This is a genomic window from Chelativorans sp. ZYF759, assembly GCF_012911015.1.
Classification (GTDB): domain Bacteria; phylum Pseudomonadota; class Alphaproteobacteria; order Rhizobiales; family Rhizobiaceae; genus ZYF759.
This window is the reverse complement of sequence record NZ_WVVV01000002.1, coordinates 243335-267841: the sequence shown is the minus strand read 5'-3', so window position 1 is coordinate 267841 and position 24507 is coordinate 243335. Positions and strand designations below refer to the sequence as shown.

Here is a 24507-nt window from a genome sequence, read left to right as displayed (position 1 = left end):
AGCACGAAGCGTGCCAATTCGGACCCGATTTGGTGAAAAGCGCCTGAAAAACGCGAGCGGCGGAGCATGACAGGGTTTCAAGCTCGTCATTCGATGCATCGCACGAAGCGCGTTCAGCCGACCGGGGCCATTGATTGTGAGGCCTGATGAAAAATTATGCAAATGGCGAAAAGAATGGGCATTCGTCCGAAGCGCACGCCCTGCTGACGCCCGACGAAATGGCCCGGGCCGACCAGCTGGCCATCGCCGGCGGAGGGCTCGACGGCTACGGGCTGATGCTGAACGCGGGGCGGGCCATCGCGGCGGAAATCCTCTCTCGTCATGCCGAAGCGGCCGGCTTAGACGTGCTTTGCGGACCGGGCAACAATGGTGGTGACGGCTATGTCGTGGCACGGCTGCTGGCCGAGGGCGGGCTGCATGTGCGGGTATGGGCGCTGGGCGTGCCGGGGCAGGGTTCCGACGCGGCGCGCGCCAGGCAGGCCTGTCCCGTCGAGGCGGCGCCGCTTGCTTCTTTCGCGCCTGCGGAGGACCGGCTGGTGGTCGACGCGCTGTTCGGCGCCGGGCTGTCGAAGCCGCTGGCCGGCGACGTGTCGACGGTGATCGGCGCTGTGGAGGCGGCCGGCTCGCCCGTCGTGGCGGTGGATCTGCCCTCCGGCATCTCCGGCGAGACCGGCCAGGCGATGGGGGCGGCCTTCGACGCCGATCTGACGGTGACCTTCTTTCGCCTGAAGCCCGGTCATCTGCTGATGCCCGGCCGCAGACATTGCGGGACGACAGTGGTGGCCGATATCGGCATCCCCGATTCCGTGCTGGACGAGATCGGGCCAAGAGCGTTTCGAAACGGGCCCGCGCTGTGGGCCGCTCGCCTGCCGAGGCCGGAAGCCGATACGCATAAATACAGGCGCGGCCATGTGGGGGTGATGTCCGGCGGACCGTCGGCGACCGGGGCGGCGCGACTGGCGGCAATGGGCGCGGCGCGTGCCGGGGCAGGCGCCGTCACGCTGCTCTCGCCGTCGAGCGCGGTGCTGGTCAATGCCGCGCATCTGACGGCCATCATGCTGAGGCGGACCGACAGCGTCGACGATCTTTCCGAATTCGTGAAGGAGCGAAAGCCCGCCGCTTTCGTGCTGGGGCCAGGGGCGGGGGTGAACCACCACACCCGCACCCACGCGCTGGAACTGCTGGCGATGAAGGGCGGGCCGGCACTGGTGCTCGACGCCGACGGGATCACCGCCTGCGCAGCGGCGCCCGACACGCTGTTTGCGGCGGCCGAGACTTCGGCGGGGCTGGTGCTGACGCCGCATGAGGGCGAGTTCGGCCGGCTGTTTCCCGACATCAACGCCGACAGCGTGCCTTCGAAGCTGGAACGGGCGCGCCGGGCGGCCGCGCGCGCGTCTGGCGTCGTGGTGCTGAAGGGGGCGGACACGGTGGTGGCCGCGCCCGACGGGCGGGCCGTCATCAACGCCAATGGCACGCCGCTTCTGGCGACGGCGGGTTCCGGCGACGTTCTGGCCGGGCTGATCGCCGGGCTGATCGCGCAGGGGATGCCCACCTTCGAGGCTGCCTGTGCCGCGGTGTGGATCCATGCCGATGCGGGCCGCCGGTTCGGGCCCGGGCTGATCGCGGAGGACCTGCCGGGGCTGGTGCCGGGGGTGCTGCGGGAATTGATGGGCGAGTGACCAGCCGCCACTTGGGGTGCAGGCCGGGGTGACTTACCTCGACTCCCCCAGTCGGTTCCGCCATCCTCCCCGCGTGCCCTCCGCTATGGCTCCGGGCGTTCGTCGCTCCGGAAGCCAAATCGTTGGCTTCGGCAAGTGCCGACCGCTCCTCACCCCCATCAAGGGGAGGGTGCACGGCTCCTAGCCGAGCCGCTCCATCAAAGCCTGCGCAGCCTGGGGTGCGCGGATCTTTCCCTCGTGAATGAAATAGACAAAGACGTCGCGCGGGCGGTTTTCCGGCTGGTGGCCGGGATCGGCCAGCGGCAGGTCGCCGGGCTGGCCGCCTTCGGCCCAATCTTTCGCCCGCGCCGCCCAGGCATCGAGTTCGCCTGGCTTGTAGGCGGTGGGGACGTCGTCCTCGCCCTTCTGCAGGCGGGCATAGACGAAATCGGAAGTGACGTCGGCGATCTCGGGGTAGTCGTGGTGGTGGGCATAGCAGATCGCCGCGCCATGGCGGCGGGCGATGTCAACGAATTGCGGCACGGCGAAGGAAGCGTGGCGGACCTCCAGCACGTGGCGCAGTTTTTGCCCGGCGTGCTCGGTCGGCAGAAGCTTCACGAAGGACTCGAAATCGTCGGGCTCGAATTTCTTGGTCGGCGCGAACTGCCAGACCAGCGGCCCGAGGGCAGGGCCCAGTTCCTCCAGCCCCTGGGCGAAGAATTTTTCGAGCGAGGGCCCGGCCTCCGCCAGCACCTTGCGGTTGGTGACGAAGCGATTGCCCTTGAGCGCGAAGACGAAGCCATCGGACACTTCCGACGCCCATTTGGCGAAGGTGGCCGGCGTCTGGCCGCGATAATAGGTGGCGTTGATCTCGATGGTCGAGAGCTGCCGCGAGGCGAATTCGAGCTGCCGCTTCTTCGGCAGGTCGGCGGGATAGAACGTGCCCTCCCAAGGCTCGAAATTCCAGCCGCCGATGCCGGCGCGGATGGTGCCTGATGTGGTCATTCTCTCTTCCTCTTTTTGGGCGCGACCGTGCGCGGGCCGGACCGAAATGTCCACCCGGAAGGACGAGGCTGCTGACAGGTGCGGCCAGGTCAGGACGTGTCGTGGAACGGGGCGAGGGGGAGGGGGAGAGGCAGGATCGCGAGGAGGGCCGGGAGGGCGCTCGGAACGGGTCGCGTCTCGCCTGTCCGCGGGTCCATGCGGCAGGCCTGGGCAAGCAGCAAGGCGAGGGTGTGCAGGCGGGCGGAGAGCAAGAGCAGATCGGACGGACCCGGCAGCCCGTGCGCGCGGGGGCGTGCCTCTTCCGCCGGCACCCCGATGAAGGCGAGGACCGCGGTCTCGGCGCGGCCGATGACGAATTGGACGAGGAAGCGCATGGGCGCGGAGTGGGCGGAAGCGCGGCGGGCGAGGCCGGCCAGCGACAAAAGCAGTGCGACGATGCGCTTCAGCGCTTCGACATTCGGGTCCTTGTGATGCGCTGCCTTCACCGCGCGGTCTCCTTTCTCGGGCCATTGTCAGGCGTTCGAAGGAGAGGTGGACAGACTTTTTTCCCTGGCAGGGGAGGTAGACGGCCAAAGGCGGGACCACGGGATGAACGGCCTTCCTTCGGTTGTACCTAGCCAGATACTTAGCTAGGATATGTGCATGGCCATCATCAACATGCATGACGCCAAGACGCGGCTTTCCGACCTCGTGGCACGTGCCGAGGCCGGCGAGGAGATCGTGATCGCGCGCCGCAACAAGCCGGCGGTGCGGCTGGTGCCGGTCGATAGCGGAGTGATCATGGGTGGCTCGCCGCCCGGCGGCTTCGCGGAGGACAGCCAGGCGGAGTACGATGTCGGCGCGATGCGCGCGGCGGTGAAAGCGGGCAGGGAGTTTCTGATCATGCAGGACGGCAAGCCGGTGGCAAAACTGGTGCCGACGGAGGAGAAGCGCATCCGCGGTTTCGGCATGCTGGCGCATCTGCCGCCGGTGCCCGACGCGTTCTTCGATCCCCTGTCGGAAGAGGAACTGCGCGCCTGGGAAGGCGATGAGGCGGTCGATCCCGGCAGGGACAAAACTTGAGCCTGCTCTTCGACACCAGTGTCTTCGTGTGGTGGCTGCGGGGCGAGCGGCGCATCGGCCCGCGCCTTCGCGACACGATCGAGCAGAACCGGGGCGAGACCTATGTCAGCGCCATTTCGGCCTACGAGATGTCGCAGAAATTCCGGCTCGGCAAATGGCCTGAGGTCGCGCCCTTCATGGAAGGCTTTGAAGAACTGGCGGCGGCCGCCAATCTGTCGATCCTCAACGTCACGCCGCGCCACGCGCTGCGCGCCGGCCTGCTTCCCGGCGACCACCGTGACCCCTTCGACCGGATGCTGGTGGCGCAGGCGATGGTGGAAGGGCTGCGGCTCGTGTCGAGCGACCGGGGGTTGGGGAAGTTGGGGGCGGAGGTGGTTTGGGGGTGATTTGTTCTATTTCAATAAGAGACGAGGATCATCGCCTTGGGGATTTTCCGCAGACCATTCCATGGAGCTTACTAAACACATCCGCGCGAGACGTTCTGCATTTCCTCGTGTTTCCGACCAGTCGTGGCCGAGCTTGTCTCCCCAAACATCATTGCCCTTCTTTCTTGGGCCATGGATGAAGCGTGTGCGGCCTTGGTCGTATATCTGGTCGATGACTTCTCTCACGCTGAAACCATCGCGATGGATTCTTGTATTTTCGTCAGCTCCTAGGCGAGCATGAACAAGTCTGACAATTGATTTCTTTCCGTCTCCACCGGCGAGAATTTCCATGGACGACGCGAAGCTGACGATTGCTTTGAGATCGGTGATTTCGCGGCACCCATCGTGAAGCCAAATCATCGCTTGTGTGATTGTGCTCATGAGCTGTGGCCTTTGGTCGTTGCCCGTTGGGTTGAGCAGCCATTCCAAGGCCTCACCAGCAACCGCGAACTCACCTGCAAACTCTTCAAAGTGCTTTTGCAACTCGTCGCGCCTGGCCCAAGGCGCATGTGGCATGTTGGATGTCATCCTGCCACCGAGGATCAAGCCGTCTGACGTAAAGGATAGCAGTGATCGACCCCGCATCTCCCTGTCGAAAAGCAGGTTGAGACCGTCCAAAGCCTTCGATGGTCTTTCCCAGATTAGGGATATGGTCGTCAGTGCGAGGCGGGCCGCCAGCAGTGCCTTGTCCTGTCCGGCCTTGTCTCCAAACCCCGGCATCTTAACACTGCATACGTACGGGCAGTCGCGGATTGCTTCGATGATGTCTCGTTCACTATGGCTGTCGACGGAAGGCTTGCGACCCTTCGGCTTCTGCCCTTGCCATGCGCGCAAGATTCGTCGCTTCGCAACGTTTGAAATCGGGCCATCGGCGATTTGATGCCCAAACCGCTCTATCCGACCGCCCCGGCTAATGCGCGCTGAGCGTCCATCCGAAGCCTTTCGGTCCAGCCATATCTCTCGCGGCTCAAAGCGGACGGGGCCGATAACAAAGGGCGGAAAGTCCGTGAAGGTGAAGAGTGTGCATCCAAGCGCATACTCCCGCCGGCCGTTGTTCAAAAGCCAGTCGATCTCCTCGGTGACTTTTGCGTCAACGTCAGCCAAAACCGACCTTGCGTTTTGGGTGAGTGGGAGGCTGAGCTCAATTCTGGCAAGAGCTGGTCCAAAGGCGCGTCGAACGAGTTTTCGGTAATCATCGGCGGTGAATTGGCCTTCCAGTAGCGCGCTGCTGCGCATCGATCGAGCAACATCTCCGATGAGTTGATCGATCTTCCTGCTAATTGTGACGACTAATCCATTTCCTACGGCGATCTCGCGAGGAAAAGGAAAGTCATCCTCCTCGTCCCTATACGGTCGCGGCAGATTCTGAATGCGTGCGAGTTCTGAAATGATTTCAGCGACGATGTCGTGAAGTTCATGCACCGAGGCTTTGGGTGGACGTTCCAAGTTTCGGCTCATCAGCGCACACGCCCTACGGCGCCCCTCTGTCCCGCCGGACATCTCCCCCACGAGCGGGGGAGATTAGCCGTCGTGTCCGGTTTCGCCCATCGCCGAGCGTTCAGGCGTGGATCCTCGGGTCAAGCCCGAGGATGACGAGGCGGGGTAATGGCGGCGCTTGTCGCAAGCTGCGGCCTATGGAGCCGTTCGCCCGCTTTTCACGCCACCTTCGTGAGTTCGAAGACCTCCCCATGGCGGGCGGCGGCGGTGATGTCGCCGCGCCTCAGGGCCTGTCGTACCTCGTCGAGCTTGAGCGCGTCATCGGCTGACAGATAGGGCCCCCAATCGGTGGGGTCATCGGGCTCGTAAATCAGCGTGACAGGCACCTTCGCAATGTAGGCGCCCTCGTCGACGAGTCGTGTCACCTGTTCACTCTTGGCGGCGGGTCGTGGAGTGTTCATCCCACTTGTCCTTGTCAGGATGGTAGACGGTTACGAGAACGGCATGGGCCGCGTCGGCAGATACCGCATGGATCGGACCACCCGGCAGGTCGTGCTTTGCCAGGAAGGATGGGCCCATGCGGCTTTGCACATAGGTCCCGACGATCGTCCAGGTTTTCACGCTTGCAAGTATATCGGTAAGCCGCAGACCCCGTTCGTCAAATCGACCTTGGGCGTGTCCGGATACCCTGAACGCGCCGTTCTCGATACGCGAGCGTATCTGGTCGACAAGATCGTCCATTACCGCTCCACTGCCTAGCGCCCTGTACCGCTTCGGTTTCCGGTCATGGGCGTGAGCTTATCAAGAACAGCGCCCTCTGGCGCGCCTCTCTTTCCTTCAGGACGTCTCCCGAGGGGGATCGGCCATCGCATCCGGTTTCGCCGATTGTCCGGCGTTCAGGCATGGATCCTCGGGTCAAGCCCGAGGATGACGAAGCGGCGGGGCGGCGTCCGAAGAGGGCGACGCGGAGAGGACGGCTCTACTCCGCCGCTTCCCGCCGCCGTCCCGGCCTTCTTTCCAGCACTTCCTTGAGGAACTGGCCGGTGTAGCTGCGCTCTTCGGCACAGATGTCTTCCACGCGGCCCTGGGCGACGAGTTCGCCGCCGCCGTCGCCGCCTTCGGGGCCGAGGTCGAGGACCCAGTCGGCGGTCTTGATGACCTCCAGATTGTGCTCGATGACGACGACCGTGTTGCCCTGGTCGACGAGTTCGTGCAGCACCTCGAGCAGTTTCGCCACGTCGTGGAAGTGCAGGCCGGTGGTGGGTTCGTCGAGGATGTAGAGCGTCTTGCCGGTGGCGCGGCGCGACAGTTCCTTGGCGAGCTTGATGCGCTGGGCCTCGCCGCCCGAGAGCGTGGTGGCCTGCTGGCCGACCTTGACATAACCCAGCCCGACCTTCTTGAGCGTCTCCATCTTGTCGCGCACGGAGGGCACGGCGGCGAAGAACTCGGCCGCCTCCTCGACGGTCATGTCGAGCACGTCGGCGATCGACTTGCCCTTGAAGGTGACGTCCAGCGTCTCGCGGTTGTAGCGCTTGCCGTGACAGACGTCGCAGGTGACGTAGACGTCGGGCAAGAAGTGCATCTCGATCTTGATGACGCCGTCGCCCTGGCAGGCCTCGCAGCGCCCGCCCTTCACGTTGAAGGAGAAGCGGCCGGGCTGGTAGCCGCGCGCCTTGGATTCGGGCAGGCCTGCGAACCAGTCGCGGATCGGCGTGAAGGCGCCGGTATAGGTGGCGGGGTTGGAGCGGGGCGTGCGGCCGATGGGCGACTGGTCGATGTCGATGACCTTGTCGAGGAATTCCAGACCCTCGACGCGGTCGTGCTCGGCGGGGTGCTCGCGCGAACCCATGACGCGGCGGGACGCCGCCTTGAACAGCGTCTCGATGAGGAAGGTCGACTTGCCGCCGCCCGACACGCCGGTGACGGCGGTGAAGGTGCCGAGCGGGATGTCGGCGGTGACGTTCTTCAGATTGTTGGCGCGCGCGCCCACCACGCGGATGCGCTTGCCCTTCCGGATGGGACGCGGCTCGGTCCGCATCGGGATTTCCATCGCACCCGACAGGTACTGCCCGGTGAGCGAGGCGGGGTTGGCCATGATCTCGGCGGGCTTGCCCTCCGCGATGACCCTGCCGCCATGGATTCCGGCGGCGGGGCCGATATCGACGACATGGTCGGCGGTGAGGATCGCGTCCTCGTCATGCTCGACCACGATGACCGTGTTGCCGAGGTCGCGCAGGTGCTTGAGCGTGTCCAGCAGGCGGGAATTGTCGCGCTGGTGAAGACCGATGGACGGCTCGTCGAGCACGTAGAGCACGCCGGTCAGGCCGGAGCCGATCTGGGAGGCGAGCCGGATGCGCTGGCTCTCGCCGCCCGACAGCGTGCCGGAATTGCGTGCCAGGGTCAGGTAATCCAGGCCGACATCGTTCAGGAACCGCAGTCGCTCACGGATTTCCTTGAGGATGCGGGTCGCGATCTCGTTCTGCTTGGGCGTCAGCGAGGCCGGCAGTTCCTCGAACCATTTCGCGGCCTTGCGGATCGACATGGCGGTGATCTCGCCGATGTGGTGGCCGGCGATCTTGACGGCGAGCGCCTCCGGCTTCAGCCGGTAGCCCGAGCAGGCGGGGCAGGGGGTGGCCGACATGTAACGCTCGATCTCCTCGCGCGCCCAGGCCGATTCGGTCTCCTTCCAGCGGCGCTGGAGGTTGGGCACCACGCCCTCGAAGGTCTTGGTCGTGTCGTAGGCACGCAGACCGTCCTGGTAGCGGAAGGTGACCTTGCGGGCGCCGGTGCCGTTGAGGATGGCGTCACAGGCCTCCTCGGACAGGTCGCTCCAGCGGTCGGCGACCTTGAAGCCGTAGGCCTTGCCGAGCGCTTCCAGCGTCTGGAGGTAATAGGGCGAGGTGGACTTGGCCCAGGGTGCGATGGCGCCGGCGCGCAGGGTCAGGGATTCGTCGGGCACGACCATCATCGGGTCGATCGCCTGCTGGCTGCCGAGGCCATCGCAGGTGGGGCAGGCGCCGAAGGGGTTGTTGAAGGAAAAGAGCCGCGGCTCGATCTCGGGAATGGTGAAGCCTGACACCGGGCAGGCGAATTTTTCGGAGAAGACGAGGCGTTCGTGGGTCTCGTTGGCGCTCTTGTTGACCGAATCGGCCCCGGTCAGCTTGCCCTGCAGGGGGCGGTCGGCGAATTCGGCTACGGCCAGGCCGTCGGCGAGCTTCAGCGCGGTTTCCAGCGAATCCGCGAGGCGCGCCGCCAGATCGGGCCGCACCACGATACGGTCGACGACGACGTCGATGTCGTGCTTGTACTTCTTGTCGAGCGTCGGCGCGTCGGCGATCTCGTAGAAGGCGCCGTCGATCTTGACGCGCTGGAACCCCTTCTTCTGCAGCTCGGCCAGTTCCTTGCGGTATTCGCCCTTGCGGCCGCGCACGATGGGGGCGAGCAGCAAGAGGCGGGTGCCTTCCTCCAGCGCCATGACGCGGTCGACCATCTGGGAGACGGTCTGGCTCTCGATGGGCAGGCCGGTGGCCGGCGAATAGGGAACGCCGACACGCGCCATCAGCAGGCGCAGATAATCGTAGATCTCGGTGACGGTGCCGACGGTGGAGCGCGGGTTGCGGCTGGTCGTCTTCTGCTCGATGGAGATGGCTGGCGACAGCCCGTCGATCTGGTCGACATCGGGCTTCTGCATCATCTCGAGGAACTGGCGCGCGTAGGCCGACAGGCTCTCGACATAACGGCGCTGTCCCTCGGCATAGATCGTGTCGAAGGCGAGCGACGACTTGCCGGAACCCGACAGGCCGGTCATGACGATCAGGCTGTCGCGCGGCAGCTCGATGTCGATGTTCTTGAGATTGTGCTCGCGCGCGCCGCGGATGGAGATGAATTTGTGTTCGGGCATGGCCGGGATTGCCGCTCGTTGCTGTTCTTGCGCCTGGCCCGGGCGTCCCGGCCAGCCCCTCATGTAGGTCGATCCGCGCCGGCGTCGAGGCGCGCGCGGAAGAGGAGGCGATGTTTTCCCGTTTTTTCCCGGAGGGAGCAAGCGGAAAGAACAAATATCGAACAACATGCTGACATCCGGCGAAGCGGCCGATCACATTTGGCGTGCGCCGTCCGACTTCGCTTGACCTTGGGGCAGGTCGGGCGCAGACTGTTTCGTGCCTTTCCGGGACGAGCGCGATGACGCTCTCCGGCGCCGGTGGGCGGCCTGCGCGACGATGCGCGGCACCCGGATCAGCGCCCGGCAGGCTTGGTGAAGCCAACAGGGAGGTGAAGGAATGACTCCACCGGACAGTCCCACGGGCTCCGCAGAAGCGCGGGGCCGCGCCTTTCATAGGTGCCGCCGGACCAAGCGGCAAACCGTGAAGGTCGTTTCCAAACCACATCGCAGAGACTGACAGTCGGATCATCGGGCGCCGTCCCGAGACGCATCCGAAATCACGAGCCGGACAGGATCCGGCAGGGCGGCCAAGTTGCCGCGCAGAAGAGCCCCGCCCGCCTGGACAAGGCGGCGGGGTTTTTGCCGGGCCGGCGCCTCGACCATGCCGGCCAAAGAAAAGCCCGGCCGAGGCCGGGCTTTCGAAGAGACTGCGGTTCGGACGGACTACCAGCGGAAGTTCACGCCGATCTTGCCGGTGTGGATCTGCGTCCGGGCACGGGCCTCCAGGGCAGGGAACACGGTGTAATTTGCCCTGCCGAGATCGTAATAAACATACTCCCCCTTCAAGGACCAGCCATCCGCGAATGCGAACTCGGCACCGGCACCCAGCGTCCATCCGGCCCGGGTTCTGGTTTCTCCACTTGTGCCGAGCGCGCCGACCAAGTCCACCGTCTGCATACGCACATTGCCGAAGCCGAGACCGCCGGTACCATAGATCATAACCTGATCGAACGCGAAGCCGGCCCGCAGACGTGCCGAACCCAGCCAGTTGATGCGCGATTGGCACGCAAAATCGGGATTTGGGCACGGCGTGCTGCCGTTGATCCCGGCATATGAGATGTCCGCCTCGGCACCGAAGACCAAGCTGTCATACTGCATGTTGTAGCCGGCCTGGATGCCGCCGAAGGCCCCACTTCCATTGTGGTTGGCGGTTGTACCCCCGGGTATGAATTCCCAGCCAACACGGCTGCCGCCAGCACCGACATGTGCACCTACGTAGAAGCCGCTCCAGTCGAAGGTCGGGCTGGGCTGGTCCCAATAGCTGGGATCTGCCGCTGACGAAGGCGTGGCGGTCAATGCCACCCCGGCAAGTGCGGTCGCCAGAACTGCCATTCTGTACTTGAGCATTTGTGGTCTCCTCTCCTTGAAGGCCTGCAACCTTCACGCAGAGGTTTCGCCAGTAAACGGCCGTTGGCAAGCGGAAAGAGCGGGCAGCTGGACTTGCGGCGAACGAAATGAGGCAAGTAGTGGCCGTTCGGCAACTTCGCCACGAGCCCTGGTTGTCAATCAAAGCAGCAGTGCAAGTGCCCGGAATCTCAGTATACGGAATTGCCGTCAGCGTACCTGGTCGAGCAGGCGCTTGCATTCGAGGAGGTCGAACAGCGCTTCCTGGAGGAGGGCACGGTTGTCTCGGGTCAGGCGCCCCTCGTCGGCTTCCACCGGGCCGTCCTCTTCCGTGCGGCCAAGGCCGAAGAAGCGGCGGCCGGCCTTCATGCGCGGCTTGCCGAGCACCGTGTCGTCGATGGCCAGCTTGTCCGCGGAGGCCGTCGCCTCCGCCTCCGCCTTGCGCAGGGTGATGGCTTCGGCGGCGGCCACGTCGCCCGCGCCGATGGCCACGAGGAACTGGTTGCCGTTTTCCTTCAGGAGGCGCTGCACGCCCTTGATCGTATAGCCCTGGTCGTAGAGCATGTGGCGGATGCCCTTGATCAGATCGACATCCTGGGGCCGGTAATAACGACGGCCGCCGCCACGCTTCATCGGCTTGATCTGGGTAAATCGCGTTTCCCAGAAACGAAGCACGTGCTGCGGCAGGTCGAGATCTTCGGCGACCTCGCTGATGGTACGGAAGGCGTCGGGGCTCTTGTCCATGCCGGGTACCCAGTGCTGATGTCACGAATCGGCTTTATGATCAGCCTTTTGGGGGCTGACTTTCAAGTGGACCGAAAGGCTTAATCCACCGAATAAGGCGGCGGGCTTGCCTCAGACCTCTTCTTCGACGCGTGAATTGGTGCGGTGCGAGCGCAGAATACGCTGCTTGAGCACGTTTGAGGCCTTGAAGGTCATGACGCGCCGCGGCGAGATCGGCACTTCCTCGCCGGTCTTGGGGTTGCGCCCCACACGCTCGTTCTTGGAGCGGACCTGGAAGGTCGCGAAGGAGGACAGCTTGACCGTTTCCCCGCGGACAATGGCTTCGCAGATTTCCTCCAGCACCATTTCCACGAGCTGGGCGGATTCCGTTCGCGACAAGCCGACCTTACGGTAGACTGCCTCGGCCAGATCGGCGCGCGTTACGGTCTTACCCCCCATCAGGATCGCCTAACCATGCTGAAATATTTGAAAAACCGCAATTAGCCCAGACGTTAGGAAATTGAGCAAACGAGGTCAAGGACGGAAGCTCAAACCTTGGTATATGAGCCGTTTACCATCTTAGGAGCACGGCGCCCCAGGTAAATCCGCCGCCCATCGCCTCAAGCAGGACGAGATCACCTTTTTTGATCCGTCCGTCGGCCACCGCCGTGTGCAGGGCGAGGGGGACGGAGGCGGCGGAGGTGTTGCCGTGGTGGTCGACGGTGATGACGACCTTCTCGGGCGCGATGCCGAGCTTCTTGGCCGAGGCGTCGATGATACGCTTGTTGGCCTGGTGGGGCACGAACCAGTCAATGTCGTCGGCGGTGATGCCGGCCTGGTCGAAGACGGTCTCGATGACGTCGGAGATCATGGAGACGGCATGCTTGAAGACCTCGCGGCCCTCCATGCGCAGATGACCGACCGTGCCGGTCGTCGACGGGCCGCCATCGACATAGAGCTTGTCGCGATGGCAGCCGTCCGAGCGCAGGCTGGCCGCCAGCACGCCGCGATCGGCCAGCGTGCCTTCGCCTTCGGCCGCTTCCAGGACGATCGCGCCGGCGCCATCGCCGAAAAGCACGCAGGTGGTGCGGTCGTTCCAGTCCAGCAGGCGCGAGAAGGTTTCAGAGCCGATGACAAGCGCGCGCCTGGCCATGCCGCCGCGAATGTGGAGATCGGCCGTGTTGACGGCGTAGACGAAGCCCGAGCAGACCGCCTGCATGTCGAAGGCGAAGCCGTGCGTCATGCCAAGCCTCTGCTGGATTTCGACGGCGGTGGCCGGGAACGTGTTGTTGGGCGTCGAGGTGGCCAGCACGATCAGGTCGATGTCGGCCGGCGTGAGCCCGGCGGCTTCCAGCGCCTTGCGGGCAGCCTCTTCACCGAGCGAGGCCGTGGTCTCGTCGGGCTCGGCGATGTGGCGCTGGCGGATACCGGTGCGCTGGACGATCCACTCGTCCGAAGTCTCCACGACGCCTGCGAAATCGGTATTCTTCATGACGCGGCGGGGAAGGGCGGTGCCCGTGCCGCGTACGATGGACCTGATCATCGTCTATTCCTTGTTCGCCGTTTTCGCCTCGACGCGCGTGCGTCCGGCTTCGCGGCCATGATACCTGGCCATTTCCTCGCCGATCCCCGCCAGGAGCCCGGCCCGCACCATCTCGTAGCCGAGTTCCACGGCAGCGGCAAAGCCCTCGCCGTCGGTTCCGCCGTGGCTCTTGACCACGATGCCGTTGAGGCCGAGGAAGACGCCGCCATTGGCCTTGCGGACGTCCATCTTTTCCCTGAGGCGGTCGAAGGCTCCCTTGGCGAAGAGGTAGCCGATGCGGGCCATCAAGGTGCGGCTCATCGCCGAACGCAGATAGGTGCCGATCTGACGGGCAGTGCCCTCGGCCGTCTTGAGCGCGATGTTGCCGGCAAAACCTTCGCAGACCACGACGTCCACCGTGCCCTTGCCGATATCGTCGCCCTCCACGAAGCCGTGATATTTCAGCGTCGTGAGCCCGGATTCACGCAGCAGGCGCCCGGCCTCCTTGACCTCCTCCTGGCCCTTGATCTCCTCGACACCGACATTGAGCAGGCCGATGGAGGGGCGTTCCAGCCCGAGCACGGCGCGGGCCATGGCGGCGCCGAGAATGGAGAAGTCGATCAGCTGCTGCGCGTCCGCGCCGATCGTGGCGCCGACATCGAGCACCACGCTTTCGCCGCGCATGGTCGGCCAGATGGCGGCGATGGCCGGACGTTCGATGTCGGCCATGGTGCGCAGGCAGAATTTCGACATGGCCATGAGCGCACCGGTGTTGCCGGCAGACACGCACACGTCGGCCTCGCCGTTCTTCACCGCCTCGATGGCGCGCCACATGGAGGATTTCCAGCGCCCGCGCCGCAGCGCCTGGCTGGGCTTGTCGTCCATGCCCACCGACACATCGCAATGGTGGAACTCGGAACGTTCGGCCACAAGCGGGTGGGCGTCGAGGACCGGGCGCACGCGCGCCTCCTGCCCGAAGATGACGAAGCGTATGTCGGGGCGTCGCTCGGCAACCATGGCGAGACCCGGAATGATGGTCTCCGGACCGTGGTCGCCACCCATGGCGTCAATTGAGATGCGTATCACGAAATGTCAGTCTCGCATGAAAAGGAGCCCGGGCCTGGCCGGAGACGGGCGAAAATAGCGGTTTTGAGAGCGGGCACAACAGCGTTTTGGCCGATCAGCCGTTCTTCTTTAGTTGCCGGAGCTGATCATGGAGGGGACCGCGCGCCTCTTCGGCGTCGGGATCGGCGGCTTCCTCACCTGCTTCGAGCGCCACGCCGGCCTTGCGCGGATAGGGATCGATGGCGAGCGCGAAAAACTCCTCGACAAGGGCACCGGCATCGATCTCGTTGCCGCTGAAGGGCTCCGGCCCGTCGGGTCCCTCGGCGTCGAGCAGGATTTCCCCGCCCTCGTCCATGTCGGGGCGCAACAGGCGCGAGCCTTCGGGGGCGAAGACCGCGGTGATCGGCTCGTCCATACGCGAGACGACGGGTTCGAGGGTTACCACGCAGCTCTGGCTGATCTTGGCGCGCAGCCGGCCCGTGACGCGCACGCCGCGGCTCTTCCAGGCCGTCACCAGCAATTCGGCCTCCAGCCGTTCCACCGACAGAAGTCCGTGCGCGTCGGCCAGTTCGCGGCGCTGGTCCTCGTCGGCGACGATGCGCAGCGGCATGCCGCGCGTGGGCAGGCGGGCGACGTTGATCGGGTAGGCAAGCGGGCTCGGTGCGGCCGGGGCGCTGTTCATGGCTCAACCTCCGCAGGGGCGTGCGCGGCAAAGGAGATGTTTCCCGCCACGATGGCCGCGTCGGACTGCAGCGCCAGCGCGCGGTCGGCGGCCAGCGCATAGGCGGCAAGGTCGTCGGCGCCCGGCCAGGCGGGATCGGAGGGCGCGACGTTGCGCGCCAGCGCCTCGGCTATGGCGGTCCGGTCGCCGGCCTCGAGCGCCTGTGTGTAGGTCTGGGTCCGGCCGTAGAACATCCTGGCGAGCTTCTTCATGCGCCTGGGCACGCCCGTGTCGCTGATGCCGAGCTCGCGCAGCGAGTGGTCGATTTCGGTGAAGAACATGTCGACCGTCTCCTGGGCGATCGCGCCCAAGGCCTCGTTGCCGGTGCGCGAGCGCCTGAGAAACAGGAACATGTGCAGCGACAGCATCTCGAAGCGGCCGGTGGGCGTGTCGGGCACCAGCCAGTCGGCGTAGAAGCGCGGCTGCCGTGCGGCCGCCACGATTTGTTCGTAGAGGGAATCGACGATCTTCTCGTTGGGAGATCGCGAAAGACCAAAAAGTCGCTTGAACATGGGCTATTTCTCTTGCGCTGCTCGCTTCGAGCCGGCCTGGATGTTGCATCGGCGCCCAAGCTGGTTTACCGCTTTCGGCGGCCAGCGCAAGCACGGCCATAACGGGGATGACATGGTACGTAACGAGAAATCTGGCAAGTCCGCAGTCGAGACCGGTACGCGTGCGCGTGCCATCATGCTGGCTTGCGGCGCCGCAATCTTCCTTTCCGGCTGCACGGCCGCGGACACGCTGATGCCCGGCGAGACGCTGCAGCAGGGCTATATCGCAGACGAAGAGATGCTGGCGATGGTGCCGGAAGGCTCGAGCCGCGAGCAGGTTCTGCTGGCGCTGGGCACGCCCTCGATCACCGCAACCTTCGACAACGAGGCGTATTACTACGTCTCGCAGACGCGCAGCCGCCCGGTCGCCTTCATGAATCCGCGCATTGTCGACCAGCGCGTCATGGCGGTCTATTTCGGCGGGGACGGGCGCGTGTCCCAGATCGCCGATTACGGCATGCAGGACGGGCGCGTGTTCGACTTCATCTCGCGCACCACGCCGACGGCGGGACGCGAGCAGAACTTCCTGCAGCAGATGATTGCGGGCGTGGCCGGCGGCGGTCGCCCGACGAGCCTTCCGGGACTCTAGGCGGCCCGCTCATTTCGAGAATCGAATTCAAAGGCCCGTGGAGATCTCCGCGGGCCTTTCTGCATGTGGCGCGCGTCAGCGCGTCAGCAGGGAGCCCAGATAGTAGATCGCGCGGGCGATCTCGCCTTCCAGCGGGAAGGACAGCATGCCCATGACCGAATAGCCGAGCAGCCAGGGCATCACGTAGAAGCGGAACATGAAGAAGAACCAGGCCACGTAGAGTGGCACCATGGGCTGGATCAGAAAGCCCGGCGTGATTGGCGCGAAGAGCCGCAGGATCGGGTCGGTCACGCGGATGAAGAAGCGGGCGAAGAAGAACTTGGTGTCTTCCGGCAGGAATATACGCATGCCGAAGCGGCCGATCAGCGTCCACATGATCACGCCCAGCGCGTAATCGACAACCACCGCCCAGAACGGAACACCCTCGATCATCCCCAACTCCGCATCTGCGGCACGGCCCCCGGGCAACGCGCCGTCCTTGTCCTTAGCCCGTGGAGGGCTTGGTTCTCAAGTCAAATGCCGGGGCAGGTTTCCCCGCCCCGGCATCCGTTACTGGCCTGTCGTGCAGAAGGGCACGATCAGCTTGTCGCTCCGATGATCGTCTTGCCGCTCGGAATGCGCAGCTCGTCGATCATGTCCTGGGTCTCCTGGTCGGGAGCCGGGAACATGTATGTCACCGCCACCATGGCGACCAGGCTGGCCGTGATGCCGACGATGCCGAAGCGCAGGTCGTTGAGACCGAGCCAAGGCGCGGCGATGCCGTACCAGGCGTCCGGGTTGCGGACGGCCAGCAGGTACCACCAGCCGACGAAGAGGCCGACGACCATGCCCGCCAATGCGCCCTGCCGGTTCGCCCGCTTCCACCACACGCCGAGGACGAGCGGGAAGAAGAGGCCGGACATGGCGAAGCAGAAGGCCCAGGCAACCGCACCCAGAATGCCGGTGAGCTGCATGCTGGCCACGAGAGCGCCAGCCGCACCGATGCCCAGCAGCAGGATGCGCGAGGTCAACAGACGCTTCCTGGTCTCCGCCTTCGGGTCGATGATCTTGTAGTAGAGATCATGCGACAAGGCGTTGGCCATGGCGAGCAGCAGACCGTCGGCGGTCGACATGGCTGCCGCCATACCGCCAGCGGCGACCAGACCTGAGATCACGTAGGGCAGACCGGCCATTTCCGGCGTTGCCAACACGATGATGTCCGGGTTCAGGAAGAACTCGTTGATCTGGAGTATGCCGTCACCGTTCTGGTCGATCACCCGCAACAGACCGATCTCGCTCCAGTTCTGGATCCAGCTCAGCGCCATGACTGCCTCGATGGGCTGTCCGATGATCGCCGTCGGCAGTGTCGGGTCGATCATCGAGAGCTTGCTGAAGGTCGCCAGGGCAGGCGCCGAGAAGTACAGCAGGAAGATGAAGAACAGCGACCATGCCACCGAGTTGCGCGCGTCACGCACCGTGGGGGTGGTGAAGTAGCGCATCAGGATGTGCGGCAGGGATGCCGTACCGATCATCATGCAGGCCACCAGCGTGACGAACTGCCAGGCGGCCATGATGCCTGCCGCCGGGTCGGCGTGGAGTGCCGTCAGGGCGGACAGTCCAGGTACCGCCTCAAGTGGCGGCGTTCCCACACCCAGTATCGGCTCGAGCTCCATGATGCGCTCGACTGCCGGCCCGTAGGTGAACTGCGGGATCGGGCCGAAACCCTGCACCACCGACATCCAGACCAGCGGGATCAGATAGGCGACGATGAGGACGATGTACTGGGCCACCTGGGTCCAGGTCACCGCACGCATGCCACCCAACATCGAGCAGACGAGAATGCCGGCCAGGCCGAACCACACGCCCACCTCGAAGGGGATGAGCAGTGCACGTGCCGCGATGGTGCCCGTCGCGGTGATCTGCGCCGTCACATAGGTGAAGGACGCCACGACAAGAACCACGACCGCCGCGAAGCGGGTCATCTTTCCGCCGTAGCGCGTGCCGATGAAGTCCGGCACCGTGTAGCAGCCGAACTTGCGCAGGTAAGGCGCCATCAGGGTGGCCACGAGAATGTAGCCGCCCGTCCAGCCCACGATGAAGGCCATGTAGGAATAGCCGGCCATGAACACGCCGCCTGCCATGGCGACGAAGGAGGCGCCCGACATCCAGTCGGCCGCCGTGGCCATGCCGTTGAAGACCGGCGGCACGGAGCGGCCGGCCACGTAGTAGGCTTCCACCGCCATCGTGCGCGAGAGGATGCCGATGAAGGCGTAGATACCGATCGTGAACATCACGAACAGGATGCCGATGACGTTGGCGGGCAGCCCGAGCTGCTCCAGAACCGCCATCAGCGCGAAGAATGCCAAGAAGCCGCCGGTATAGAGACCGTACAGCTTCGGCAGGTTCTGCATGAAGGACTCGCCTTCCCATTGCATTTTCATGGGGCGACCCTCCTACTTGATTGCGTGGCTGGCTTCATCGACGCCGAACTGAACGTCGATGGCGTTCTGCTGCCTGTTGAACAGGAACAGTTGAACGACGAAGACGATCAGCGAGCCCTGAGCCGCGAGATAGTAGCTGAGCGGCCAGCCGAAGAAGTTAACGTAATAGAGTTGGTCGGCGAACATGTGCACGCCGAATGAGAATATGAACCAGACCACGAGATGCCCGATCATCAGATTGCGCGTTCGCCTCCAATGCTCGGCGCGGTCTACCGCACTGAGTTGAGCCACTTGGGAATCCTCCCTCCGATTGTTGCGAAACCGGGCGCCGCGGCGCCCCCTTCCGCATCCTCCACCCCCGACAGCCGAGTATTCCGCCGCCGGGTCCGCCAACGGATGTGCCTGCCCCCAGGCATGCAGATTTCCGCGCGTGTGAAATGCATACCACCGGGGGTGGTCCGCCATAATTGGACTTTGGGATTAGACGCAGGCGCAGCGATCGGCAGAGGCCTTGCGGCAGAAGGCTTTGCGGTGACCGGGCGAGGCGGCCCGTACCTTGCCGGCAAAGCGCCGGCAGCGCCCCATGCCAAGCCAGAATCAAGGAGGGCCGCCCCGAAGGACGGCCCCGCAACGAATGCGCGTGAAAGCGATTCGGCCTAGCGCTTGGCGATCGGCACGTAGTCGCGCTGCGGCGCGCCGGTATAGAGCTGGCGCGGGCGACCGATCTTCTGCTTGGGATCCTCGATCATTTCCTTCCACTGGGCGATCCAGCCGACGGTGCGCGCCACCGCGAAGAGTACGGTGAACATGGTGGTCGGGAAGCCGAGCGCCTTGAGCGTGATGCCCGAATAGAAGTCGATGTTGGGATAAAGCTTCTTCTCGATGAAGTACTCGTCGGTCAGTGCGATCTTCTCGAGTTCCATCGCGACCTCGAGCAGCGGGTCGTCCTTGACGCCGAGCTCGTCGAGCACCTCATGGCAGGTCTTCTGCATGATCTTGGCGCGCGGATCGTAGTTCTTGTAGACCCGGTGACCAAAACCCATCAGGCGGAAGGGATCATCCTTGTCCTTGGCGCGGGCGATGAACTCCGGGATGCGGTCGGCGGTGCCGATCTCGGACAGCATGTTGAGGGCCGCCTCGTTGGCGCCGCCATGGGCAGGGCCCCACAGGCAGGCGATGCCGGCCGCGATGCAGGCGAAGGGATTGGCGCCGGAGGAGCCGGCGAGGCGCACGGTCGAGGTCGAGGCGTTCTGCTCGTGATCGGCGTGCAGGATGAAGATGCGTTCCATGGCGCGCGCCAGGACCGGATTGACCTTGTATTCCTCGCACGGCACGGCAAAGCACATGTGCAGGAAGTTGGCGGCGTAGTTCAGCTCGTTGCGCGGGTAAACGAAGGGCTGGCCGATGTGGTATTTGTAGGCCATCGCCGCGATGGTCGGCATCTTGGCGATCATGCGGATCGAGGCGACCATGCGCTGGTGCGGATCGGCGATGTCGGTCGAGTCGTGGTAGAAGGCCGACATGGCGCCGGCCACGCCGCACATCACCGCCATGGGGTGCGCGTCGCGGCGGAAGCCGGTGAAGAAGCGGTTCATCTGCTCATGCACCATCGTGTGGCGCGTGACGCGGAAGTCGAAATCCTCCTTCTGCACCTTGGTCGGCAGGTCGCCATAAAGCAGCAGGTAGCAGGTCTCGAGGAAGTCGCCATGCTCGGCGAGCTGGTCGATGGGGTAGCCGCGGTGCAGCAGGATGCCTTCGTCGCCATCGATGAAGGTGATCTCCGATTCGCAGCTTGCCGTGGACGTGAAGCCGGGATCGTAGGTGAAAGCTCCGGTCTCCTTATAGAGAGAGCTGATGTCGATGACTTCCGGGCCCACCGAGCCCTTGTGAACCGAGAATTCGTGGGACTTGCCGCCAAATTCCAGCTTTGCGGTCGAATTCGTCATCTCAGCACCTTTCAATCTCGATCCCTCCGGGAACTCAATATCGCTTTGTCGGAAATCTCGTCTGCGCCGACCGGCGCGCACTAGCTAGCGCATTTGAGGAACCCTGCCAAGTAAGGCGAAGGGCCAATGTTGCATTGCAAAAGTGCTGCCGCTGCGTCGGCTTAGCCGGCGTCGCGCAGCCGCCCCAGGCTTTCCTCGCGTCCCAGCACCTCAAGCACGTCGAAGACGCCGGGAGACACGCCACGGCCGGTCAAGGCGGCACGCAGGGGCTGGGCCACCTTGCCGAGCTTGAGGCCCGCTTCCTCGGCATGGGCGCGCACCTCGGCCTCGGTGGCGGCGGCCGTCCACTCGCCCAGCGCCTCGAATCGCGGCAGCAGCGCGGCGACGACCTCGCGGCCGCCATCGGCCAGGATCTGGGCGGCCTTCTCGTCCATGGCGAGCGGGCGTTCGGCGAAGAGGAAGGCGGCGCTGTCGGCCAGTTCGACCAGGGTTTTCGCGCGTTCCTTCAGGCCGGGCATGGCGGCGAGCAGGCGCGCACGGCCCGTCTCGCCCATCCGCTCGAGCAAAGCGGGGCCATCGGGCAGGTGGGGTAGCGTGTCCAGGAACACGTCATAGAGCTCGCGGTCGCCGGACTGGCGCATGTAGAGGCCGTTCAGGGCCTCCAGCTTGGCGAAGTCGAAGCGGGCGGCGCCCTTGTTGACGTCCTCGATCTCAAACCATTCGATCATCTTGTCGAGGCTGATCACCTCGTCGTCGCCATGGCTCCAGCCGAGGCGCACGAGATAGTTGCGCAGCGCCTGCGGCAGGTAACCCATCTCGCGATAGGCCTCGACACCGAGCGCGCCATGGCGCTTGGACAGCTTCGCCCCGTCCGGGCCGTGGATCAGCGGGATATGCGCCATGACCGGCACGTCCCAGCCCATCGCCTTGTAGATGACGGTCTGGCGGGCGGCGTTGGTCAGGTGGTCGTCGCCACGGATGATGTGGGTGACGCCCATGTCGTGATCGTCGACGACGACGGCATGCATGTAGGTCGGCCCGCCATCGGAGCGCAGGATGATGAAATCGTCGAGATCCTTGTTGGGAAAGCGCACCTCGCCCTGGACCTTGTCATGGACGATCGTCTCGCCTTCGCGCGGCGCCTTGATCCGCACCACGGGCTTGACGCCTTCGGGCGCCTCGGCGGGATCGCGGTCGCGCCAGCGGCCGTCATAGCGCGGCGGGCGGCCTTCGGCGCGGGCCTTTTCGCGCATCTCGGTCAGTTCCTCCTGGCTGGCGTAGCAATGATAGGCCTCGCCCTTTTCCAGCAGCTCGAGGGCCACCGCGCGGTGGCGGTCGGCGCGCTCATATTGCGAGACCGGCTCTTCGTCCCATCCGAGACCGAGCCAGGACAGGCCCTCCAGGATGGCGTCGCGGGCCTGGTCGGTGGAACGTTCGCGGTCGGTGTCCTCGATGCGCAGCAGCATCCTGCCGCCGGTGTGGCGGGCAAAAAGCCAGTTGAAGAGGGCCGTGCGCGCGCCGCCAATATGCAGATAGCCGGTGGGCGAGGGCGCGAAGCGGGTGACGACGTTGGCGGTCATGACAAATCCTGGAATGGGAGCGCGCGGACGGACCGGGGCCTCCGTGGCGCGACGTGGCGTTTCGTGGGCGTTCATGTAGCATAGGGGATCGGGGGTGCAAGCGCTCGCCCCCAACCGGGGACGTCGGCATGAGCGCGGATGCTGCGGAAATCGTCGGCGAACGCCGGCAGTTCGACGGCCGCCGAAACGCAGCCGGGGACCCGCTCGCGCCCGACACAGGGTCCCCGACGCGACCGCGCACCCGCCGCTTCCGGACCGCATTTCGCGCCCGCCTGACGCGGGCGCTGGAGGACGAATGGGAGCGGGGGACGGGGTTCGTCTTCCTGCCCGTGATGATGGCGGCCGGCGCGCTGGTCTATTTCAATCTCGCCCATGAACCTCCCTGGCTACCGCTTCTCCTGGCCATGTCGGGGCTCTGCGTGCTTCTGCTGGCGCTGCGCCAGACGATCGTGCTGCGGGCGGGGCTGGCCGCAATGCTCTTCCTGCTGGCCGGGATCGGGGCGGGCAAGGTCGAGAACCTGCGCGCGGCCACGCAGATGAACGGCTCGGAAGTCGCCACGCGCGTGACGGGCCGCGTGGTGCGCATCGAACACCAGGCCTCGGGGCGCATCCGCCTGACGCTCGACCTGATTGCCACCGCACGGCCTCAACTGCGCTTCGCGCCCGAGCGGGTGCGCCTTTCGGCGCGCGCGGTCCCGCCGGGCACGCATCCGGGAAGCGTGGTGAGCGGGGTCGCGCAGCTGATGCCGCTGTCGGGACCGGTCAGGCCAGGCAGCTACGACTTCTCCTTTCATGCCTGGTTCGACGGGCTGGGCGCGGTCGGATTCTTCTACCGTGATCCGGAACTGGCGGAGGCGCCGCCGGGGGGCGAGGCCACGGCCCGCCAGCGGGCGGCCGACTGGGTGGAGAGCATCCGACTGGCGCTGGCCGAGCGGGTGCGCGCGCAGATCGCCGGGCCTGAAGGCGAGATCGCGGCGACGCTGATCGCGGGCATGCGCGCCGGCATTCCAGAAGAGACGGCCGAGGCGCTGAGGCGGACCGGCATGGCGCATATTCTCGCGATATCAGGGCTGCACATGGCGCTGGTGGCCGGCACGGTGCTACTCGGCTTCAGGATCGCGTTCGGGCTGTTTCCGGATTTCTCCTCGCGCCACCCGGTCAAGAAATATGCCGCRCTCGCCGCGCTGTTGGCCTGCGCTTTCTATCTGGCGATCTCGGGGGCCGCGGTCGCCGCCCAGCGCAGCTTCATCATGCTGGCGGTAATGCTGACGGCGCTGCTCTTCGACCGGGCGGCGCTGACCATGCGCAATCTGGCGATCGCCGCGCTCATCATCATCGCGGTGTCGCCGCATGAGGTGACGGGGCCGTCCTTTCATATGTCTTTTGCGGCCACGGCCTCGCTGATCGGGGCCTATGCGGCGTGGTCGGAGCATCGCGCGCGGCGCTATCAGAAGGGCCTCGTGCCGCCCGCCAATCTTTCGCTGGCGGCCCGCATCAGGCGTTACATACTCTATTTTCTGGGCGGGCTGGCCATGACATCGATCATCGCGGGGCTGGCGACCGCGCTTTACGGGGCCTACCATTTCTACCGCGTGCCGCCGCTGGCACTGGTTGCCAACCTGGCCGCCATGCCGGTGGTGACGGCCATCGTCATGCCGTTTGCCGTCATCTCGGTTCTGGCGATGCCGTTGGGGCTCGACGGGCCGTTCCTGTGGGTGATGGGGGCGGGACTGACATATGTCAATTGGGTCGCGGCCTGGGTCTCGGACCGGTCTCCCTTCGACGCGATCGGCATCCTGCCGGCCGGCGGGGTGCTGGTGCTGACGCTCGCGCTGGTGCTCGCCACGCTGCCGACCACGGTCTTGCGGGCGAGCGCGCTGATCCCGGCGGTGCTGGGGGCGTGGATGCTCACCGACCGGACGCTGCCGGAGGTGCTGATCTCGGAGGACGGGCGCCTGGTGGCGGTAAGGACCGCGCCGGAGGTGCTGGCGGTCAATCGAGACCGGCCCAACGCCTTCACCGTGCAGGACTGGACGCGGGCGCTGGGACTGGAGGATTTCTGGACGCCGGCGGCGGCGCGGGGGGAAGGGCTGGCGGGGTTTGCCTGCCAGGAGGATGTCTGCGTGGCCAGAAGCGTTTCGGGGCAGGTCGTGGCGCATGTGCCGGATGCAGAACGGGCAGGGGGGCTCTGTTTAGCGGCGGTGCTGATCGTGATCGACGACGCGACGGCTGAAAACCCGTGCGGGGCGGGCACGATCGTGTTGACCAAGCGCGACATGGCGCGGCGCGGCAGCGTCGCGGTGACGTTTTCGGGCGCGGGCGTGCGGATCGAACACGCGATCGGCGAACCCTACCGGCCCTGGCACGGACATCGGCGCTTTTCGCGCGAGGCGCGCGGGCTGGCGCCATGGCGTCCGGAGTAGTGGGCTGGTGGCGGTTGGACCGGCGCGCACCCCACCCCGGATCTTCGATCCGACCCTCCCCATCGAGGGGAGGGTGAGGGGGCGGTGGCGCCAGAC

The 24507-nt window shown here is 65.3% G+C and carries 23 protein-coding genes; 5 read left to right on the top strand and 18 right to left on the bottom strand.

Annotated features, from left to right (window positions below):
- The first annotated feature begins 146 nt into the window (after nt 1-146).
- A complete protein-coding gene (locus GRZ55_RS05185; RefSeq protein ID WP_169285829.1) occupies nt 147-1679 on the top strand; it encodes an NAD(P)H-hydrate dehydratase in 1533 nt (510 codons plus the stop codon).
- 180 nt (nt 1680-1859) lie between these two features.
- On the opposite strand, the gene GRZ55_RS05180 is transcribed toward GRZ55_RS05185, so the two are convergent.
- Complete coding sequence (locus GRZ55_RS05180) at nt 1860-2663, bottom strand: DUF72 domain-containing protein (RefSeq protein WP_169285828.1); 804 nt, start codon at nt 2661-2663, stop codon at nt 1860-1862.
- 89 nt (nt 2664-2752) lie between these two features.
- The gene (locus GRZ55_RS05175; RefSeq protein WP_169285827.1) at nt 2753-3148 is read right to left on the bottom strand and encodes a hypothetical protein; all 396 of its coding nucleotides are present in this window, start codon (nt 3146-3148) and stop codon (nt 2753-2755) included.
- Between the two features lie 157 nt (nt 3149-3305).
- Between GRZ55_RS05175 and GRZ55_RS05170 the strand changes: the two genes are divergently transcribed.
- Complete coding sequence (locus tag GRZ55_RS05170; RefSeq protein WP_169285826.1) at nt 3306-3725, top strand: type II toxin-antitoxin system Phd/YefM family antitoxin; 420 nt, start codon at nt 3306-3308, stop codon at nt 3723-3725.
- The gene (locus tag GRZ55_RS05165) at nt 3722-4111 is read left to right on the top strand and encodes a type II toxin-antitoxin system VapC family toxin (protein ID WP_169285825.1); all 390 of its coding nucleotides are present in this window, start codon (nt 3722-3724) and stop codon (nt 4109-4111) included. Before GRZ55_RS05170 ends, GRZ55_RS05165 begins: the two co-directional genes overlap by 4 nt.
- 6 nt (nt 4112-4117) lie before the next feature.
- On the opposite strand, the gene GRZ55_RS05160 is transcribed toward GRZ55_RS05165, so the two are convergent.
- From GRZ55_RS05160 to GRZ55_RS05110, 11 genes are all read right to left on the bottom strand, one after another.
- Complete coding sequence (locus tag GRZ55_RS05160; protein ID WP_169285824.1) at nt 4118-5596, bottom strand: hypothetical protein; 1479 nt, start codon at nt 5594-5596, stop codon at nt 4118-4120.
- A gap of 209 nt (nt 5597-5805) precedes the next feature.
- The gene (locus tag GRZ55_RS05155; RefSeq protein ID WP_246734561.1) at nt 5806-6012 is read right to left on the bottom strand and encodes a hypothetical protein; all 207 of its coding nucleotides are present in this window, start codon (nt 6010-6012) and stop codon (nt 5806-5808) included.
- Nucleotides 6013-6016: 4 nt separating this feature from the next.
- The gene (locus GRZ55_RS05150) at nt 6017-6328 is read right to left on the bottom strand and encodes a DUF4258 domain-containing protein (protein ID WP_169285822.1); all 312 of its coding nucleotides are present in this window, start codon (nt 6326-6328) and stop codon (nt 6017-6019) included.
- A 238-nt stretch (nt 6329-6566) separates the two neighbouring features.
- A complete protein-coding gene (gene uvrA / locus GRZ55_RS05145) occupies nt 6567-9488 on the bottom strand; it encodes an excinuclease ABC subunit UvrA (protein WP_169285821.1) in 2922 nt (973 codons plus the stop codon).
- Nucleotides 9489-10190: 702 nt separating this feature from the next.
- Nucleotides 10191-10874: an outer membrane protein gene (locus GRZ55_RS05140; protein WP_169285820.1), complete on the bottom strand. Its 684-nt coding sequence runs from the start codon at nt 10872-10874 to the stop codon at nt 10191-10193.
- A gap of 207 nt (nt 10875-11081) precedes the next feature.
- Nucleotides 11082-11615, bottom strand: a complete 534-nt coding sequence (locus GRZ55_RS05135) for a MerR family transcriptional regulator (RefSeq protein WP_169285819.1) — start codon at nt 11613-11615, stop codon at nt 11082-11084.
- 111 nt (nt 11616-11726) lie between these two features.
- The gene (locus GRZ55_RS05130; RefSeq protein WP_169285818.1) at nt 11727-12053 is read right to left on the bottom strand and encodes an integration host factor subunit alpha; all 327 of its coding nucleotides are present in this window, start codon (nt 12051-12053) and stop codon (nt 11727-11729) included.
- 112 nt (nt 12054-12165) lie between these two features.
- Nucleotides 12166-13137, bottom strand: coding sequence for a beta-ketoacyl-ACP synthase III (locus GRZ55_RS05125; RefSeq protein WP_169285817.1), 972 nt, complete (start codon nt 13135-13137; stop codon nt 12166-12168).
- Nucleotides 13138-13140: 3 nt separating this feature from the next.
- Nucleotides 13141-14202 (bottom strand): phosphate acyltransferase PlsX, encoded by a 1062-nt coding sequence (plsX, locus tag GRZ55_RS05120; protein WP_169285816.1) that lies wholly within the window; start codon nt 14200-14202, stop codon nt 13141-13143.
- Nucleotides 14203-14296: 94 nt separating this feature from the next.
- Nucleotides 14297-14863: a DUF177 domain-containing protein gene (locus GRZ55_RS05115; RefSeq protein ID WP_169285815.1), complete on the bottom strand. Its 567-nt coding sequence runs from the start codon at nt 14861-14863 to the stop codon at nt 14297-14299.
- The gene (locus GRZ55_RS05110) at nt 14860-15414 is read right to left on the bottom strand and encodes a ubiquinol-cytochrome C chaperone family protein (RefSeq protein ID WP_169285814.1); all 555 of its coding nucleotides are present in this window, start codon (nt 15412-15414) and stop codon (nt 14860-14862) included. Before GRZ55_RS05110 ends, GRZ55_RS05115 begins: the two co-directional genes overlap by 4 nt.
- Before the next feature lie 175 nt (nt 15415-15589).
- Here GRZ55_RS05110 and GRZ55_RS05105 point away from each other — a divergent pair, with 175 nt between their 5' ends.
- Nucleotides 15590-16042, top strand: coding sequence for an outer membrane protein assembly factor BamE (locus GRZ55_RS05105; protein WP_246734549.1), 453 nt, complete (start codon nt 15590-15592; stop codon nt 16040-16042).
- 75 nt (nt 16043-16117) lie between these two features.
- Here the strand turns inward: GRZ55_RS05105 and GRZ55_RS05100 are convergent, their stop codons facing one another.
- The 5 genes from GRZ55_RS05100 to gltX all read right to left on the bottom strand — a co-directional run bounded on the left by GRZ55_RS05100 (nt 16118) and on the right by gltX (nt 21988).
- The gene (locus GRZ55_RS05100) at nt 16118-16474 is read right to left on the bottom strand and encodes a YggT family protein (RefSeq protein WP_169285812.1); all 357 of its coding nucleotides are present in this window, start codon (nt 16472-16474) and stop codon (nt 16118-16120) included.
- Between the two features lie 146 nt (nt 16475-16620).
- Nucleotides 16621-18462, bottom strand: coding sequence for a sodium:solute symporter family protein (locus tag GRZ55_RS05095; RefSeq protein ID WP_169285811.1), 1842 nt, complete (start codon nt 18460-18462; stop codon nt 16621-16623).
- Between the two features lie 12 nt (nt 18463-18474).
- Nucleotides 18475-18753: a DUF4212 domain-containing protein gene (locus GRZ55_RS23740; RefSeq protein WP_210257225.1), complete on the bottom strand. Its 279-nt coding sequence runs from the start codon at nt 18751-18753 to the stop codon at nt 18475-18477.
- Between the two features lie 365 nt (nt 18754-19118).
- A complete protein-coding gene (gene gltA, locus GRZ55_RS05085) occupies nt 19119-20408 on the bottom strand; it encodes a citrate synthase (RefSeq protein ID WP_169285809.1) in 1290 nt (429 codons plus the stop codon).
- A gap of 161 nt (nt 20409-20569) precedes the next feature.
- Nucleotides 20570-21988 carry a glutamate--tRNA ligase gene (gene gltX / locus GRZ55_RS05080; protein ID WP_169285808.1) on the bottom strand — a complete coding sequence of 473 codons (1419 nt, stop codon included), beginning with the start codon at nt 21986-21988 and terminating at the stop codon, nt 20570-20572.
- Between the two features lie 128 nt (nt 21989-22116).
- On the opposite strand from gltX, the gene GRZ55_RS05075 reads away from it, so the two are divergent.
- On the top strand, nt 22117-24411 hold the full coding sequence (locus GRZ55_RS05075; RefSeq protein ID WP_169285807.1) for a ComEC/Rec2 family competence protein: 2295 nt from the start codon (nt 22117-22119) through the stop codon (nt 24409-24411).
- Nucleotides 24412-24507: the final 96 nt, after the last annotated feature.